The 16800-nt window shown below is 68.7% G+C and carries 13 protein-coding genes; 5 read left to right on the top strand and 8 right to left on the bottom strand.

What is annotated here, in order from left to right; translation table 11 throughout:
- Window positions 1-45 precede the first annotated feature (45 nt).
- The 3 genes from ACVK00_RS23335 (at window position 46) to ACVK00_RS23325 (ending at window position 2983) form a co-directional block, all read left to right on the top strand.
- On the top strand, window positions 46-1155 hold the full coding sequence (locus ACVK00_RS23335) for an NADH:flavin oxidoreductase/NADH oxidase (RefSeq protein ID WP_284894023.1): 1110 nt from the start codon (window positions 46-48) through the stop codon (window positions 1153-1155).
- 159 nt (window positions 1156-1314) lie between these two features.
- Window positions 1315-2385, top strand: coding sequence for an AI-2E family transporter (locus tag ACVK00_RS23330; RefSeq protein ID WP_228909824.1), 1071 nt, complete (start codon window positions 1315-1317; stop codon window positions 2383-2385).
- 223 nt (window positions 2386-2608) lie between these two features.
- Window positions 2609-2983 carry a hypothetical protein gene (locus tag ACVK00_RS23325; RefSeq protein WP_228909825.1) on the top strand — a complete coding sequence of 125 codons (375 nt, stop codon included), beginning with the start codon at window positions 2609-2611 and terminating at the stop codon, window positions 2981-2983.
- A 55-nt stretch (window positions 2984-3038) separates the two neighbouring features.
- On the opposite strand, the gene ACVK00_RS23320 is transcribed toward ACVK00_RS23325, so the two are convergent.
- Window positions 3039-3833 carry an SDR family NAD(P)-dependent oxidoreductase gene (locus ACVK00_RS23320; protein ID WP_228909826.1) on the bottom strand — a complete coding sequence of 265 codons (795 nt, stop codon included), beginning with the start codon at window positions 3831-3833 and terminating at the stop codon, window positions 3039-3041.
- Window positions 3834-4004: 171 nt separating this feature from the next.
- Between ACVK00_RS23320 and ACVK00_RS23315 the strand changes: the two genes are divergently transcribed.
- On the top strand, window positions 4005-4853 hold the full coding sequence (locus tag ACVK00_RS23315; protein ID WP_228909827.1) for an AraC family transcriptional regulator: 849 nt from the start codon (window positions 4005-4007) through the stop codon (window positions 4851-4853).
- 90 nt (window positions 4854-4943) lie between these two features.
- Here ACVK00_RS23315 and ACVK00_RS23310 read toward each other — a convergent pair whose 3' ends face one another.
- The 7 genes from ACVK00_RS23310 to ACVK00_RS23280 all read right to left on the bottom strand — a co-directional run bounded on the left by ACVK00_RS23310 (window position 4944) and on the right by ACVK00_RS23280 (window position 14853).
- A complete protein-coding gene (locus ACVK00_RS23310; RefSeq protein ID WP_228909828.1) occupies window positions 4944-5549 on the bottom strand; it encodes a LysE family translocator in 606 nt (201 codons plus the stop codon).
- Window positions 5550-5644: 95 nt separating this feature from the next.
- Window positions 5645-7093 carry a heavy metal sensor histidine kinase gene (locus ACVK00_RS23305; protein ID WP_228909829.1) on the bottom strand — a complete coding sequence of 483 codons (1449 nt, stop codon included), beginning with the start codon at window positions 7091-7093 and terminating at the stop codon, window positions 5645-5647.
- Window positions 7090-7785, bottom strand: a complete 696-nt coding sequence (locus ACVK00_RS23300; protein WP_006755759.1) for a heavy metal response regulator transcription factor — start codon at window positions 7783-7785, stop codon at window positions 7090-7092. Before ACVK00_RS23300 ends, ACVK00_RS23305 begins: the two co-directional genes overlap by 4 nt.
- A gap of 23 nt (window positions 7786-7808) precedes the next feature.
- Window positions 7809-9311 carry an efflux transporter outer membrane subunit gene (locus ACVK00_RS23295; RefSeq protein WP_284894060.1) on the bottom strand — a complete coding sequence of 501 codons (1503 nt, stop codon included), beginning with the start codon at window positions 9309-9311 and terminating at the stop codon, window positions 7809-7811.
- A gap of 5 nt (window positions 9312-9316) precedes the next feature.
- Window positions 9317-10549 (bottom strand): efflux RND transporter periplasmic adaptor subunit, encoded by a 1233-nt coding sequence (locus ACVK00_RS23290; protein WP_284894024.1) that lies wholly within the window; start codon window positions 10547-10549, stop codon window positions 9317-9319.
- A 39-nt stretch (window positions 10550-10588) separates the two neighbouring features.
- Window positions 10589-13837: an efflux RND transporter permease subunit gene (locus tag ACVK00_RS23285; protein WP_284894025.1), complete on the bottom strand. Its 3249-nt coding sequence runs from the start codon at window positions 13835-13837 to the stop codon at window positions 10589-10591.
- 227 nt (window positions 13838-14064) lie between these two features.
- Window positions 14065-14853, bottom strand: coding sequence for a Crp/Fnr family transcriptional regulator (locus ACVK00_RS23280; protein ID WP_228909832.1), 789 nt, complete (start codon window positions 14851-14853; stop codon window positions 14065-14067).
- 216 nt (window positions 14854-15069) lie between these two features.
- On the opposite strand from ACVK00_RS23280, the gene ACVK00_RS23275 reads away from it, so the two are divergent.
- Window positions 15070-16722, top strand: coding sequence for an acyl-CoA synthetase (locus tag ACVK00_RS23275; RefSeq protein ID WP_284894026.1), 1653 nt, complete (start codon window positions 15070-15072; stop codon window positions 16720-16722).
- The last annotated feature ends 78 nt before the right edge of the window (window positions 16723-16800 follow it).

Genomic DNA, 16800 nt, shown 5'->3' with positions numbered 1-16800 from the left:
GGCGGGTCATCGAGTCGTTTCGTAGAACCAAGCAAAGGAGTGTTGATGTCTGCCCTGTTCGAACCGTTCAAACTGAAGGATGTCATGCTGCGCAACCGCATCGCGGTGCCCCCGATGTGCCAGTACGTCGCCGAAGACGGCGTCGTCAACGACTGGCATCACGTGCATCTGGCCAGCATCGCGCGCGGTGGCGCGGGCCTCGTGATCGCCGAGGCGACGGCCGTGTCGCCGGAAGGCCGTATCACGCCGGGCTGCGCCGGGCTGTGGACCGACGCGCAGGCCGAGGTGTTCGCGCCGTCGGTCGCGGCGATCAAGGCGGCCGGTGCGGTGCCGGGCATCCAGATCGCGCACGCGGGCCGCAAGGCGAGCGCGAACCGTCCGTGGGAAGGCGACGACCATATCGCAGAAGGCGATCCGCGCGGCTGGCAGACCATCGCACCGTCGGCCGTGCCGTTCGGCGCGCACCTGCCGAAGATGCCGCGGGCGATGACGCACGACGACATCGCCCGCGTGCAGGCCGACTTCGTCGCGTCGGCGAAGCGTGCCCGCGACCTCGGCTTCGAATGGCTCGAACTGCACTTCGCGCACGGCTATCTCGGCCAGAGCTTCTTCTCGGTGCATGCGAACCAGCGCGATGACGAGTACGGCGGTTCTGCCGAAAACCGCGGCCGCTTCATCGTCGACACGCTGAAGGCGGTCCGCCAGGTCTGGCCGGAGCACCTGCCGCTGACCGCGCGTCTCGGCGTGATCGAATACGACGGCCGCGACGAAGAGACGCTCGCCGAATCGATCGCGCTCACGCAGCGGATGAAGCAGGAGGGGCTCGACATGCTGAGCGTGTCGGTCGGCTTTTCGACGCCCGACGCGCAGATTCCGTGGGGCCCGGCGTTCCTCGCACCGATCGCGGAACGCGTGCGCCGCGAGGCCGGCCTGCCGGTGTCGTCCGCATGGGGCATCGACACGCCGCAACTCGCCAATCGCGTCGTCGCCGAGCAGCAGCTCGACCTCGTGATGGTCGGCCGCGCGCATCTTGCCGATCCGCACTGGCCGTACTACGCGGCCAAGCAGCTCGGCGTCGAGCGTCCGTCGTGGACGCTGCCCGCGCCGTACGCGCACTGGCTCGAACGCTACCGGGTCGCCGACAAGGTGGCCTGAGCACGCGTTGCAGCGTGCGGCGGCGCCGCGTTTGCGGCACGCATTTGACGATGCATGACATCGCGACCGCATGCCGTTGCGGTGCCGATGGATAGAATGGCGGTTCGTACAGGCTTCCGGCCTGAGCGAACCGCCATTTTTCATTTCGACAGAGGTGCCATGCGCGTACAAGTGTCGCCGTCCCAGGATTCCGCCGCGCGGCCGCGCGCTCAGCAGATCGCCCGCGCCGTGCTGTATGCGGCGCTGCTGCTGCTCGCGCTGTGGGTGATCCGCGACTTCCTTCCCGCCATCGCGTGGGCGTGCGTGATTGCGATCGCGTTGTGGCCGTTGCTGAAACGCCTCGAATCCGAACGCTGGTTTCGCAACCGGCCGACCCTGATCGCGACCGTGATCACCGTGGGCGTGTCGCTGCTGGTGGTCCTGCCGGTCGCGCTTGCGCTCGGGCAGGCGATCTCGCAGGAGCACGACCTGCGCATGTGGCTGCAGTCGATCCAGGACAACGGCATTCCGCTGCCCGATGTCATCGGCCGGCTGCCGTACGGAGCCGCGCAGGTCACCGACTGGTGGCAGGCCAATCTCGGTCATCCGCTGCATGCGGGCACCGCGATGCACGGCGCGAGCGGCGAGAAGTTCCTCGCGTTCGGGCGGCAGTTCGGCACCAAGCTCGCGCATGCGCTGTTCGAGTTCGGCTTCATGCTGGTCACGCTGTTTGTGATCCTGAGGGCCGGCCACAAATTGTCGGGCGCATTGCTGCACGGCGCGCGGCGCGCGTTCGGCCCCGGCGGCGGCGAACTGATCGAGCGGATGGTCGCGGCGGTGTACGGGACGGTGACGGGGCTCGTCGTCGTCGGGCTCGGCGAGGGCGCGATTCTCGGCGTCGCCTATGCGCTGGCGGGCGTGCCGCACGCGGCGCTGCTCGGTCTGGTCACGGCCGTCGCCGCGATGCTGCCGTTCTGCGCGCCGATCGTGTTCTGCGGCGCGGCGCTCTGGCTGTTCGTGCAGGGTGCGACCGTGTGGGCCGTCGTGGTGCTGGTGGTCGGCTTCGTGGTCGTGTTCGTCGCCGAGCATTTCGTGCGGCCGGTGTTGATCGGCAGCTCGACCCGCTTGCCGTTCCTGCTCGTGCTGTTCGGCATCCTCGGCGGCGCCGAGACGTTCGGGCTGATCGGGCTGTTCGTCGGCCCCGCGCTGATGACGGTGCTGACGATGCTGTGGGCCGAATGGGTCGCATGACGATGCCGATCGTTGCGCCGATTCGCACCATGGGCGCAACGGCATCGCCGCGCGTGCGAGGCGGCGCGGTGCCGCAACCGTTCGCAACGATCGGGCGCGGGCCGGCCGGCGTCGAGCGGGGCGCCGGACACAGGTCTCTACATTTCTTTTCGATCCGGACCCAAAGGTCGAGTAGCATGGGGCTTTCGATCACGCCGGCATGGCGCAGCAGATTTCTCCAAGCATGCGATTGATTCCGATGTACCGTCCCGCCGCGACGCTGTCGCTGGCCGCCAGTTGCCTGATGCTGCACGGCTGCGCGTGGTTCGACCCGTGGCTGCCGTTCTCGTATTCGCGCACGCCGCTGGCGAGGGCCGCGTCGCGACACGGCGCGACGCGCGCCGACGTCGTCCGCGCGGGCGGCAACCCGCGCAGCGTGTGGATGGTCCGCAACGGCAGCGGCGTCTGCTACAACTACTTCATCGAGCACGGCAACGATCACCGGCCTTACTTCGTCGTGTTCGACAAGGCCGGTGTCGTCACGCAATACGGCTTCGATACCTGCATGGACGCCGACCGCAAGGGCACGCTCCAGCCGGGCAAGACCGTTTCCAGATAGCGCGGCGGGGCGCCTGCTGTGCCCGCCGCGACCGTCATCAGGCTAGCGGCGGCCATCAAGCAATCGTGTCGACCACGCCGCCATCGACGCGCAACGCCGCGCCCGTCGTCGCCGACGCCTGCGGCGAGCATACGTACACGACGAGGTTCGCGACTTCCGCCGTCGTCGCCGGCCGCTGAATGATCGAGCTCGCGCGCTGGCTGCGCACGAAATCCACCGCGACTTCGTCGATGCTGCGGCCCGTTTCGTCGGCCGTCGCTTTCAGCATGGCGCGCACGCCTTCCGACATCGTCGGCCCCGGCAACACCGAATTGACGGTCACGCTGGTACCGGCCGCGACCTTCGCGAGGCCGCGCGCGATCGCCAGCTGCGCGGTCTTCGTGAACCCGTAGTGAATCATGTCGACCGGGATGTTCAGGCCCGATTCCGACGAAATGAACACGATGCGGCCCGCGTTGCGCTCGAGCATGCCCTTCAGATAGTGCCGTGCGAGACGCACGCCGGACATCACGTTCATCTGGAAGTAGTGGGTCCATTCGTCGTCGTCGATGTCGAAGAAACCCTTCAGCCCGTAGATGCCCGCGTTGTTGACGAGGATGTCGGCCTCCGGCGTGTGCTGCGTGATGCGCGCGACGCCGGCCGCGTCGGACAGGTCGGCGGCGACGCCGTCGATGTCCGCGTCGGGCACCGCGCTGCGCAACAGCGCGAGCGCGGACTCGACCGACCCGTCGCTGCGTCCGTTGACGACGACACGTGCGCCCGCGTGCGCGAGCCCTTCGGCGATCGCCAGCCCGATGCCGGCTGTGGAAGCGGTGACGACCGCGGTCTTGCCTGTCAGATCGATGTGCATGAGCGTACCGGTTGGAAGTGGTTGGAAGAGGGAACGGAACCCGCCGCGTCCGCCGCGGCGGTCGGAACTCAAAGCTTAGGCGATCCGGCCGCGATGCGTCAGGGCGCGGTTGCATCGCGCCGCGCAGTCTTGTACGGTGTGCGTTCGCCGTCCGATCCGGGAGCCCGTCGCGTGAGCCGTTCCGCCAACACCCTCGCCGTGCCGTCGCCGTTCTGGCGCGACGCCGCGCTGCCGTTCATCGAGGCGCGCACCGTCGACGACGGGCGGACGATCTGCTACGCGAAGCACACGCACGACACGTTTTCGCTCGGCGCGATCGTTGGCGGCACGAGCACCTATCTGAACGGCGCGACGAAGGAACACGTCGGGCGCGGCGTGCTCGTGATCATCGATCCGGAGCAGGTGCATGCGTGTAATCCGTACGGCCCCGACGCATGGGCGTACCGGATGGTCTACGTGGACGTGCCGTGGCTCGCGCGTCTGCAGCATTCGCTCGGGCGCGATCCGAACGGCGATTTTCACGGGTTTTCGCCGAAATTGACGGAACGGCGCGACCTGTTCGCGCAGTTCGGCCGCTTTTACCGCACGCTCGTGGCGCCCGGCGTCGATCCGCTCGGCAAGGAAAGCGCGGCGGTCGAATTCTTCACCGGGCTGCACGGCGCGCTCGATCGCGAGCTGCCCGACGACGCGCGGCGCGGGGCCGACAATGCGAAGCTCGCGCGGGCGGCCGACTACATCGCCGCGCATTGCCGTCAGGCCGTCACGCTCGATGCGATCTGCGCGGCCGCGGACCTGTCGCCGTCCTACCTGATCCGCGCGTTCAACGCGCGTTACGGCATGACGCCGCATGCGTTCCTGATCGACCGCCGCGTGCAGTACGGCCGCGCGGAGTTGCGCCGCGGCCGGCCGATCGCCGACGTCGCGCTCGATGCGGGCTTCGCGGACCAGGCGCACTTCCAGCGCGCGTTCCGGCGCATCGCGGCCGCCACGCCAGGGCAATATCGAAGCGCCGCGAGCTGAGCGCGGGAAGGGCGGCCCGCTGCCGGCGACGGCCTGCAACATCGGTCATCCGCACTCCATCCGCCGCAAAAACACGTCGAAGCGCCCGCGCTAGATATCGAGCAGATAAAGCGCGCTGCCCGCGAGCAGCAGTGCCATCGCGCGGTTGAACAGCCGCATCCGCCGCGCATTCGCAAGCCGATGCCGCAGCGACGCGCCTGCATACGCCCAGCACGCGATCGACCCAAAGCAGATCACCAGATACAGCGCCGCGAATTGCCAGACCTGCGCGCGGTCGCCGTCGGCCGCATACGCGCCCATCGCGGCCACGCACGCGAGCCACGCCTTCGGATTGAGCCACTGCATCGCCGCACCGGCCGCGGCCGACGGGCCGGCGACGTTCGGTGCGTCCGGGTCGGCCGGGTCGGCCGATAACCGGCCGTCGTCGAGCGCGAGCCGCAGCGCGAGGTAAAGCAGGAACGCGATCCCCGCCCACTGGGTGGCGGTGGTCAGCATCGGCCAGCGCGCGAGCGCCGCGTGCAGCCCGAGGCCGATCAGCAGGAACAGCGCGACGAAGCCAAGCGTCGCGCCGGCCGCATAGCGCAGGCTTGCGCCGAGACCGTGGCGCGCGCCCGCGCTGAGCGCGACGATATTGACGGGACCGGGTGTGATCGACGACGCCAGCGCGAACGCGGCCATCGAAACCAGCATGCTCATCAGTTGCCTCCATGCGAATGTCAAAGTCGCATCGAGACTAACGAAGCCATGCGGGTCCGTATTGAAGAAAACTGCCCTCGGCGGCGCAGCCGCCGTCAATGCAAGGCGCGGGGGGCGGGCGCCGGCCGCAGCGCGTGCGGGTCGCCGGCATCGGGCGCGGGCAGCGGGTCGCCGCTGCATGGTTGCGTCGACACCGAGAAGCCGAACGTATTGATGCCGTCCGAACACGCGACGAACACGCTGCCGCCGTGCATCTCCGCGACCGCCTTGACGATCGACAGCCCCAGCCCGTGGTTCTCCTTGCTGTTCGCGCGCGCTTCCTCGAGCCGGTAGAAGCGCTCGAACACGTGCGAGCGCTGAGCGGGATCGATCGGCTCGCCGGGGTTCGCGACCGATACGTCGACGAGCGTGTCGCGGCGCGTGATCGTCACGTTCAGCGTCGCGCCGGGCGCCGAATGCTGGATCGCGTTGATCAGCAGGTTCGTCATCGCGCGGCGGAACAGCGAAGGGTCGACCGCCGCGCGCGCATCGCCGTGCAGTTCGGCGCGCAATTGCGCTTCATCGAGCGGAATTTCCAGAAAGTCGAGCATGCGCCGCACTTCGTCGGCGAGCGACACGTGCTTCAGGTCGGTCGCGCGTTCGCCGCGATCGCTGCGCGACAGGAACAGCATGTCGTTGATGATCACGCGCAACCGTTCGAACTCTTCGAGGTTCGACTGCAGCGTCTGGCGCATCCGGTCGACCGAACGGTCGCGGCTCGTCAGCGCGACCTGGGTCTGGCCGATCAGGATGCTGATCGGCGTGCGCAGCTCGTGCGCGACGTCCGCATTGAACGCCTCGAGCCGCGCATAGGTTTGCTGGATGCGTTCGAGCGCGCCGTTGAACGACGCGGCGAGATCGCGCAGCTCGGTCGGCAGTGCGTCGGTGTGCAGCCGCTGGCGGCGATTGGTGGCACTGATGGCCGCGGCGTCCTGCGATAGCCGTTCGAGCGGTGCGAGCCCGAAGCGCGCGACCGCGCGGCTCAGCAGCAGCGTGATGACGGTGGCCGTCGCGATCAGCGCGGCGAGCGTCCACGCAAACCGGCGCAGCATTCGCTGCGTGCGCTCGCACGACGTCGCGACGATCAGCTTCAGGTCCGGCCGCTCGCCGCTGCCGGCGAGCGCGACGGTCTTCGTCATCACGTCGTAGCTGCTGTCGTTGAGCGCGTACTGCTGGAACGCACCGAACGGCTCGCCGACGGGCACGCCGTTGACCGGATGGCCGAAGCGGAAGTCGGCGTCGGGGCTCTCGATCTGGTAGCGCGTCGATCCGTCGGGCGGTTCGAGATCGGCGAGCTTTTCCTGCATCAGGCGGCCGCGCGCGGCCGTGGTCGCGTGCGACACGATCATCTGCGCGACCTTCGCGCGCGTATCGATCGTCGCGCGCAGCTCGGCGAACAGCTGGCGCTCCATCATCACGAACAGCCCGCAGCCGACCAGCGTGAACACGAGCAGCGACACAATGCCGAACATCGCCGACAGCCGCAGGGTGATCGAGCGTTTCATGCGTGCCGCTCCGCGTCGCCTTCCTCGCGCGCCTCGAGCACATAGCCCATGCCGCGGATCGTGTGCAGCAGTTTCTCCGCGAACGGGCCGTCGAGCTTCGCGCGCAGGCGCTTGATCGCCGTCTCGACGACGTTCGCGTTGCTGTCGAAGTTCACGTCCCACACGAGCTCGGCGATCGTCGTTTTCGACAGCACCTCGCCGCTGCGCCGCGCGAGCACGCCGAGCAGCTGGAATTCCTGCGCGGTGAGGTCGAGGCGCGTGCCGTCGCGGGTCGCACGGCGGCCGATCAGGTCGACGCGCAGGTCGCCGATCGAGATCAGCGTCGATTCCTGCACGCGTGCGCGGCGCGTGAGCGCGCGCAGCCGCTCGATCAGCTCGAGGAACGAGAAGGGCTTGGTCAGGTAGTCGTCGGCGCCGCCGCGCAGCCCGCGTACGCGGTCGTCGACGCGGTCGCGCGCGGTCAGCATGATCACGGGCGTCTGCTTCTGCGCGCGCAACGCACGCAGCACGCCGAAGCCGTCGAGTTTCGGCAGCATCACGTCGAGCACGACCACGTCGTAGTCGAATTCGATGGCCTTCCACGCGCCGTCCTCGCCGTCGAGCGCGGTGTCGACGACCCAGCCTTCCTCGGTCAGGCCGCTCTTCAGGTATTCGACGACTTTCGGTTCGTCTTCGACGATCAGGACTTTCATGGATTCATTCGCCTATCCGGAGGTTAGGGGCCGACGCCCGCGGCGGGCTGCGGGCTGGCTGTCGCGACATCGGTGGGCGTCGCGCCGGCGTCCCAGCCGCCGCCGAGCGCCTTCGCGAGAAACACGACGAGTGCCGCGCGCTGGCCCTGGATCTGCACGGCCTGGCGCTCGCTCGTCAGTAGCTGCTGCTGGGCCGTCAGCACGTCGATGAACGGCGTCAGGCCGCCCGTATAGCGGTCCTGCGCGAGCGACACGAGCTTGCGCGCGTCGTCGACGGCCGCCGACGCCTGCTGCGCGGCCTGCGCCAGCACCGACAGGCCCGTCACCGCATTCTGCACCTCCTGGAACGCGGTAAGCACGGTCTGCCGGTAACTGGCCTGCGCGGCCACGTAGCCGGCCTGCGCGAAATCGACGCCGGCCTTCAGCTTGCCGCCTTGGAACAGCGGCTGGCTGACCGACGCGCCGAGCGACCACAGCAGCGCCGGCACGGTAAACAGGCCGGAGAAGCGCGTCGCGTCCCAGCCGATGTCCGGCGACAGCGCGATGCGCGGGAAGTACGCGGCGCGCGCGACGCCGATCTGCGCGTTCGCGGCGGCCATCGCGCGCTCGGCCGACGCGACGTCGGGCCGCCGCTGCAGCAGGTCGCTCGGCATCCCGGTCGGCAGCGCGGGTGCGTTGATCGGCACCACGCGCGGCGGCAGCGAGAACGCCGGGGCCGGCGTGCCGACCAGCGTGGCGATCGCCGTCTCGACCTGCGCGCGCTGCTGGATCAGCAACTGCGCCTGCGTGCGCGTCGCATCGAGCTGCGAGCGTTGCTGCAGCAGGTCGAGGCCGGACACAGCGCCGAGCTCGTGGCGCGCGCTCACGTAGTCGAGCGCCTTCTGCTGCAGGTCGATGGAGCGCTTGACGACGTCGATCTCGGTGTCGAGCTCGCGCAGTGCGAAGTAGCTCGACGCGAGGTCGGCGCTCAGCACGAGGCGCGCGTTCGCGAAATCGTCGCGCGCCTGCTCGGAGCCGGCCTGCGCGGATTCGACGCTGCGCCGCACGCGGCCGAACAGGTCGAGTTCGTAGCTGACGCTCGCGCCGACCTGGATCTCGTTCTGCACCGTCGACATGCTTTTCGTCGCGTAATTGGTCTGCGGCCGATCGGCGGAGATCTTGAAGCGCTGGCCGCTCGCGTTCAGCCCGACGGCCGGATACTGCGCGGACGCGACCGACGCGAGCGTGGCCTTCGCCTGGTCGTAGCGCGCGGCGACGACCTTCAGGCTCTGGTTGTTGCGCAGCGCGTCGGCTTCCAGCGCGTCGAGCTGCGCGTCGCCGAACGCGGCCCACCACGCCGGATCGAGCGGCGCCCGGGCCGGCGCGGCCGGGTGCCAGTACGCGTCGGCCGGGTCGAGCCGCCACGCGGCCGGCGTCTCGACGGCAGGGCGTCGGTAGTCGGGGCCGACCGTGCAACCGGCGAGCGCCGCGAGCGCGACAGCGGTCACGGCGGTCACGGCGGCCGTCGGGCGCAGGCGGGCGCGCATCGCGCTCACGACTTCGCTCCCGCGCCCGCGGAGGCCGGCTTCGCGACCGGCGGCGCCTGCACGACGACCGGGTCGCCGTTCGCGAGCGCGTCGCTCGGGTTCGCGACGAGGCGGTCGTTCGGCGTGAGCGGGCCGTCGACTTCGAGCGTCTGCCCGATCGTGCGCACGACCGTCACCGCCTTCAGGCGCACCTGGCCGTTCGCGTCGACGGTCGCGACCGTCGGCCCCTCGGCACGGAACAGCAGCGTATTGGCCGGAATCTGCAGGCGGCCGACCGGCGTCATCGGCAGCGTTGCCTGCACGTACGCGCCGGGCAGCAGCCGGCCGTCCGGGTTCGGCAGCGTGATCTCGATCTGCAGCGAACGCGTCGCGACATCGATCGCCTGGGACGTGCGCGTGACCGTGCCGTCGAAGGTCTTGCCGGGCAGTTCGGCCTGCGCGACCCCCACGTGCTGGCCGACCTTCACCTGCTGCGCGTAGGCCTGCGGCACCTGCACGTACAGGCGCAGCCGGTCGGCCTGCACGACCGTGAACAGCGAGCGGCCCGCGTTGCCGGAATTGACGAGGTCGCCGACGTCGACGTTGCGCTGCGTGACGACACCGTCGATCGGCGCGACGATGCGCTGGAAGCCCTTCAGTTCGGTGAGCCGGCGCATGTTCGCGTCGGCCGCCGCGAGGTTCGCGGTGCCCTGGTTGAACGCGCCCTGGCGATCGTCGAGTTCCTGCTGCGACACCGCATCGCGCTGACGCAGCTGCTGCGCGCGGTCGAACGACGTCTTCGCGAGCGCGAGCGCGGCCTGCGCCTGCTGGCGCTGCGCGGTGGCCTGCGCGAGCTCCTGGTTCAGCTCGGGCGTGTCGAGCTCGGCAAGCAGCTGGCCCTGCTTCACGTGCGCGCCGATGTCGGCCTGCCAGCGCAGCACGTAGCCGCTCGCACGCGCATAGATCGGCGCCTCGACGAAGCCGCGCAGCGTGCCGGGCAGCGTCAGCTTGCCGCCGCTGGCCGCATCGACCGGATGCACGATGCTCACGTACTGGCGCGTGTTCTGCTCGGCCACCGCGTCGAGCCGGCCGCGGTTCAACACGTTGACGACGATCGTGCGCGCGGCGCCCGCGGCCAGCAGCACGCCGATCACGATCAGCACGACCCGCGCGCGCCGCGACACCGACGTGCGCGTCGGCAGGTGCATGCCGTGTTCGTCCACCTGGATGCCGACGGAGCTGTGATGTTTCTCTTCCATGAATTCAACCAATCCAACCGGGTAGAGGGTGGGCGAAAGTCAGTGTCCGGCCTGGCGCGCGCGCCGCCGGGCCAGCCGCGCATGCACGCCGCCGAACACGAGCGGCACGAACAGCAGCGTCGAAACGGTGGCGAACAGTAGCCCGCCGATCACCGCGCGGCCGAGCGGCGCGTTCTGCTCGGCGCCTTCGCCGAGCCCGAGCGCCATCGGCACCATCCCGATGATCATCGCGAGCGCCGTCATCAGCACCGGGCGGATCCGCGTCGCGCCGGCCTCCAGCGCGGCCGTGAGCGGCGGCGCACCGGCCGCGAGGCGCTGGCGCGCGAACGACACGACCAGGATGCTGTTCGCGGTCGCGACACCCACCGTCATGATCGCGCCGGTCAGCGCGGGCACGCTCAGGTGCGTGCCGGTGATGAACAGCATCCACGCGATGCCGGCAAGCGCGGCCGGCATCGCGCTGATGATGATCAGCGGGTCGAGCCACGACTGGAAATTCACGACGATCAGCAGGTAGACGAGCACGATCGCCATCGCGACGCCGGCGCCGAGGCCGAGATACGACGTGCGCATCGTCTCGACCTGGCCGCGCACCGACAGCTCGGTGCCGCGCGGCAGCGTCGCGCGCGCGTCGGACACGATCCGGTCGATCTCGCCCGCGACCGAGCCGAGATCGCGGCCCTCGACGCTCACGTACAGGTCGATCGCCGGACGGATGTTGTAGTGCGTGACCACGGCCGGACTCGCGACAGGACGGATCCGCACGAGGTTGCCGAGCAGTTGCGGCGGCATGCCGGTGCGGCCGCTCGCGGAAATCGGCGTGCCGAGGAGGTCGTCGATCGACGAGATGTTGTATTGCGGGGTCTGGATCTGCAGCGGGTACTGGACGCCCGTTCGCGGATTGATCCAGAACGACGGCGTCGTCTGGGAACTGCCGGACAGCGAGATCAGCATGTTTTGCGCGACGTTCTGCGCGGAGAGGCTGAGCTGCTGCATGCGCGTACGGTCCATGTCGGCCACCAGGGTCGGTTCGTCGTTGCGCTGCAGCACGTGCACGTCGACGGCGCCGGGGATTCGCCGGATCTTCTTCATCAGGCTGCTCGCGATAGTCATGTTACTCGCGAGATCGTTGCCGAGCACCTGCACGTCGATCGCGGCCGGCTGACCGAAGTTCAGGATCTGCGTGATGATGTCCGACGGCTGGAAGAAGAATTCGACGCCGGGGAAGCGCCGCGGCAGCAGCGTGCGCAGCGTCTGCACGTAGTGCGCGGTCGCGCGATGGCCGGGCTTCAGCGCGATCAGCAGTTCGCCGTCGAGCGAGCCGATCGTGCCGCTGTTGCTGTACGACAGGTTGATGCCGCTCACCGGCAGCCCGAGATTGTCGACGATCGCACCCAGCTCGTCGGGCGGCACGGCTTCGCGGATCACGCGCTCGACCTGGTCGGTGAGGCGTGCGGTTTCCTCGATCCGGTAGCCGGTCGGCGCGCGCAGGTGCAGCCGGATGTTGCCGGAATCGGCGTTCGGAAAGAAGTCGCGGCCGAGCACGAACACGAGGCCGGTCGACAGCACGCAGAAACCGAGGAAGCACATCGCGTAGAAGCGGCGGCGCACCAGCAGCATGCTGAGCAGCACGATGTACCACGCGCGCAGCCGCTCGAACGCACCGTTGAACGCGTGATGGATGCGCGCGAAGCGCGACGTCGATTGATCGGGGCCGGTGCCGGCCTGCTGCGGGCGGAACAGCAGCATCGCGAGCGTCGGCACGAGCGTGCGCGACAGCACGTAGGACGCGAGCATCGCGAACACCACCGCCTCGGCGAGCGGCACGAACAGGAAGCGCGCGACGCCCGTCAGGAAGAACATCGGCACGAACACGATGCAGATGCACAGCGTTGACACGAACGCGGGCACGGCGATCTCGCCCGCGCCTTCGAGAATCGCGTCGTGCAGGCTGGTACTGAACGACGACCCCCACGCTTCCTGCGGTTGCTGCCCCCCGAGGGGGCCGCTCGGCACGCTTGGGGCGGCCCGGCGCGTACCGAGATGCAGGTGCCGCTCGATGTTCTCGATCGTGACCGTCGCGTCGTCGACCAGGATCCCCACCGCGAGCGCGAGGCCGCCGAGCGTCATGATGTTGATGGTCTCGCCGAGCGCCGACAGCGCGATCAGCGACGTGAAGATCGACAGCGGGATCGAGATCGCGATGATCAGCGTGCTGCGCCAGTTGCCGAGGAACAGCAGGATCATCATCGCGGTCAGCACGGCGGCGATCAGTGCCTCGTGGATCACGCCCTGCACCGCGGCGTTGACGAACACCGACTGGTCGAACAGCGGCGTGATCGTGAGCCCTTCGGGCAGCGTCGGGATCACCTTCGGCAGCAGTGCCTTCAGATCCGACACGACCTTCAGCGTCGACGCATCGCCCGTCTTCAGGATCGACATCAGCACGCCGCGCTGGCCGTTCTGGCGCACGACGTTGGTCTGCGGCGCGAAGCCGTCGCGCACCGATGCGACTTCGCGCAGGTAGGTCGTCGCGCCGTTGACGGTCTGGATCGGCAGGTCGTTGATGTCGGCGATCGTGTCGGCCGACGCGTTCGTGTCGATCCGGTATTCGCTCTGGCCCATCTTCGCGGTGCCGGTCGGCAGCACGAGGTTCTGCGTGTTGACCGCGTTGACGATGTCGGCCGGCGTGAGGCCCTTCGCGAGCAGCGCCTGCGGATCGAGGTCGATGGCGACCACGCGTGTGCGGCCGCCGTACGGGAACGGAATCTGCGCGCCGCGCACCGTGATCAGTTGCGGGCGCAGGAAGTTGAGCGCGATGTCGGCGAGCGACTGCTCGCTGAGCGTCTTGCTCGACAGCCCGAGCTGGATCACCGGGATGCTCGATGCGGAATACGTGATCACGAGCGGCGGCGTCGCGCCCTGCGGCATCTGGCGGACGATCGCCTGCGCGGACGAGACTGTCTGCGCGATGGCCGTCTGCACGTTCGCGCCGGGTTGCAGGAACACCTTCACGACCGCGATGCCGGGCAGCGACGTCGACTCGATGTGCTCGATGTTGTTGACGGTCGTCGTCAGGATCCGCTCATGCACGGCCGTGATGCGATTGGTCATCTCCGACGCCGAGAAGCCGTTGTAATTCCAGATCACGCTGATGACGGGGATGTTGACCGCCGGCAACACGTCGACAGGCGTGCGCATCAGCGCAAGCGGGGTGGCCAGCACGATCATGACGGCCATCACGATGAACGTGTAGGGGCGCCTGAGCGCGAGATTGACGATCCACATGGAGGCGGCGGGACAGGCGGTGATCAGGCGTCGGTGGAGGGAATCCGAATGATAGGCGTCGGGGCTGAACGGGTTACTGACGCGAAACTGGCGAAGGTGTCAGGTTGCGGCGCGGCGCTGACGAGCCGATTCATCGGATGAAATGCGCGTGGACGCCAGTGCCCGGAAACGGCTGCCGAACCGGATGCGCATGCCGCAGCGGCGACGATTCCGTTCATCGGGCTCGCTCAGATCTGTTCCATCCCGACCCGCGCGAGCGCGGCCAGATCGACGACCTCGATCTGGTTGTACGCGAGCCGCAGCACGCCGCGCTTCTCGAGTTGCTGCAGCGCCTGGTTGATCCGCTGCCGCGACACGCCGACGAGCATCCCCAGTTCCTCCTGCGAGATCGCGAGCGACGGGCCGGTGTCCGGGTACAGGTCGCGGTTGAACAGCTGCGCGAGCGCCTGTGCGACGCGCGCGTCGACGTCGAGCAGCCGGCTATTCTGGATCGATGCGATGAATTCGCCCATCCGGTTGTTGAGCTGATGGATCACGAAACGCGTGAACGGCAGGCTCGTGTCGAGCAGTGCATGGAACGTGTCGACCGGCACGAACAGCACGGTCGAGCGCTGGACCGCGACGACTTCGTACTTGCGCAGCTCGCGCTTGATCACGCTGCCTTCGCCGAACCAGCCGCCCGACGGCACGCCCGAAAACGTGCAGCCACGGCCCGACGCGTTGAAGATCGCGAGCTTCAGCAACCCGCGATGCACGCCGATCCAGTACTCGGACGGCGCGAGCCGCTGCGCGATCACGTCGCCGGCCTCGCGCTGCTCGGCGCGCGACTGCGCGAGCACGAGCGCCTGGTGTTCCGGCGCCAGTGCGCGGAACCACGCGCACTGGCCGAACAGCGCGGACAGCGCGGGAAGCGCGGGCAATGGGCCGGGTTCGAGCGGCGTGTCGGCCGGCGGATTGGCCGACGGGTGGGCCGAGATAGCGGTCGCGTCGGGCGGCGCAACGAGAGGGTCGTGCATGGATGCGGGTTTGCGAGGATAGGGATAACGCGCAGCGCTCGAGGCGCACTCTGTCGTTTCGATGACAGACGGCTCACAATAGCGCCCGTTAGGCTGTCGGCAATTGAACCACATCAAAACGAATCGGGGTGCATGCACTCCGGCTGGATACGAGATCGAAGCGTGCGCCGCGGCGTCGACGCATGCGCCGATCGACGGAAAACGGGAGACAGGATCATGACGCAGATGTTCGAGGCCGGACTCGGCCGCCGCGACGCCAACTATGTGCCGCTCACGCCGATCGATTTTCTGGTCCGCGCGGCCGAAGTCTACGGCGAGCGCCTCGCGATCGTGCACGGCGACGTGCGGCGCACGTGGGGCGAGACCCATACGCGGGCCAAGCAGCTCGCAAGCGCGCTTGCACAGGCCGGCGTCGCGCGCGGCGACACGGTCGCGGCGGTGCTGCCGAACATCCCGGCGATGGTGGAGGCGCACTTCGGCGTGCCGATGGCCGGCGCCGTGCTCAATACGATCAACACGCGGCTCGACATCTCGTCGGTGCTGTTCATGCTGCGTCACGGCGAAGCGAAGGTGCTGATCGTCGACACCGAATACGCGGATCTCGCGCACCGGGCGGCGCGCGAAGTGCCGGGCCTGAAGATCGTCAGCGTCGCCGATGCGATGCCGGCCGACCCCGCGCGTTTCGCGGGCGCGACCGACTACGAAGCGTTCGTCGCGGGCGGCGACCCCGACTACGCGTGGACGCCGCCCGCCGACGAATGGGATGCGATCGCGCTGAACTACACGTCCGGCACGACGGGCGACCCGAAGGGCGTCGTCTATCACCATCGCGGCGCGCATCTCGCGGCGATCAGCAACATCCTCGAATGGGACATGCCGAAGCATGCGGTGTATCTGTGGACGCTGCCGATGTTCCACTGCAACGGCTGGTGCTTTCCGTGGGCCGTCGCAGCGCGTGCGGGCGTCAACGTCTGCCTGCGCAAGTTCGACGCGAAGACGGTGTTCGACCTGATCCGCAGCGAACGCATCACGCATTACTGCGGTGCGCCGATCGTGCAGAGCGCGATCGCGAACGCGCCGGCCGAGTTCCGCGCGGGCATCGATCACACGGTGCACGCGATGGTCGCCGGCGCGGCGCCCGCGCCGGCCGTGATCGCGAAGATGAAGGAGATCGGCTTCGACCTGCTGCACGTGTACGGGCTGACCGAGGTCTACGGCCCGGCGACCGTGTGCGCGAAGCAGGCGCACTGGGACGCACTGCCCGACGACGAACGCGCGCGCCTGAACGCGCGGCAGGGCGTGCGCTATCACCTGGAAGCGGGCGCGACGGTGCTCGACCCGGACACGATGGCGCCGGTGCCGGCCGACGGCGAGACGCTCGGCGAGATCATGTTCCGCGGCAACATCTGCATGAAGGGCTACCTGAAGAATCCGAAGGCCACCGACGAGGCGTTCCACGGCGGCTGGTTCCATACGGGCGATCTCGGCGTGCTGACGCCGGACGGCTATATCCGCATCAAGGATCGCCGCAAGGACATCATCATTTCCGGCGGCGAGAACATCTCGAGCATCGAGGTCGAGGATGCGCTGTACCGGCATCCGGCCGTCGCGGTCGCGGCGGTGGTGGCGATGCCCGACCCGAAGTGGGGCGAGGTGCCGTGTGCGTTCGTCGAGCTGCGCGACGGCGCGAGCGCGACCGAGGAGGAGATCATCGCGCACTGCAAGCAGCTGCTCGCGGGGTTCAAGGTGCCGAAGGCCGTGCGCTTCGGCGAGCTGCCGAAGACGTCGACCGGCAAGATCCAGAAATTCCAGCTGCGCAACGCAGTCGGATCGGACAAGGCGATCGACCTGGCGGGGGACAAGAAGTAAGTAATCGGTGCGTGCAGGCGCGCGGCGGCGAGATTGCCGGCGACCCGATCGCCCACAGGCGGGCGACGGGTGGCCGGT

Source organism: Burkholderia sp. PvR073 (genome assembly GCF_054055695.1).
The sequence above is the reverse complement of the archived record's forward strand: the minus strand, read 5'-3'. Positions and strand labels throughout refer to the sequence as shown.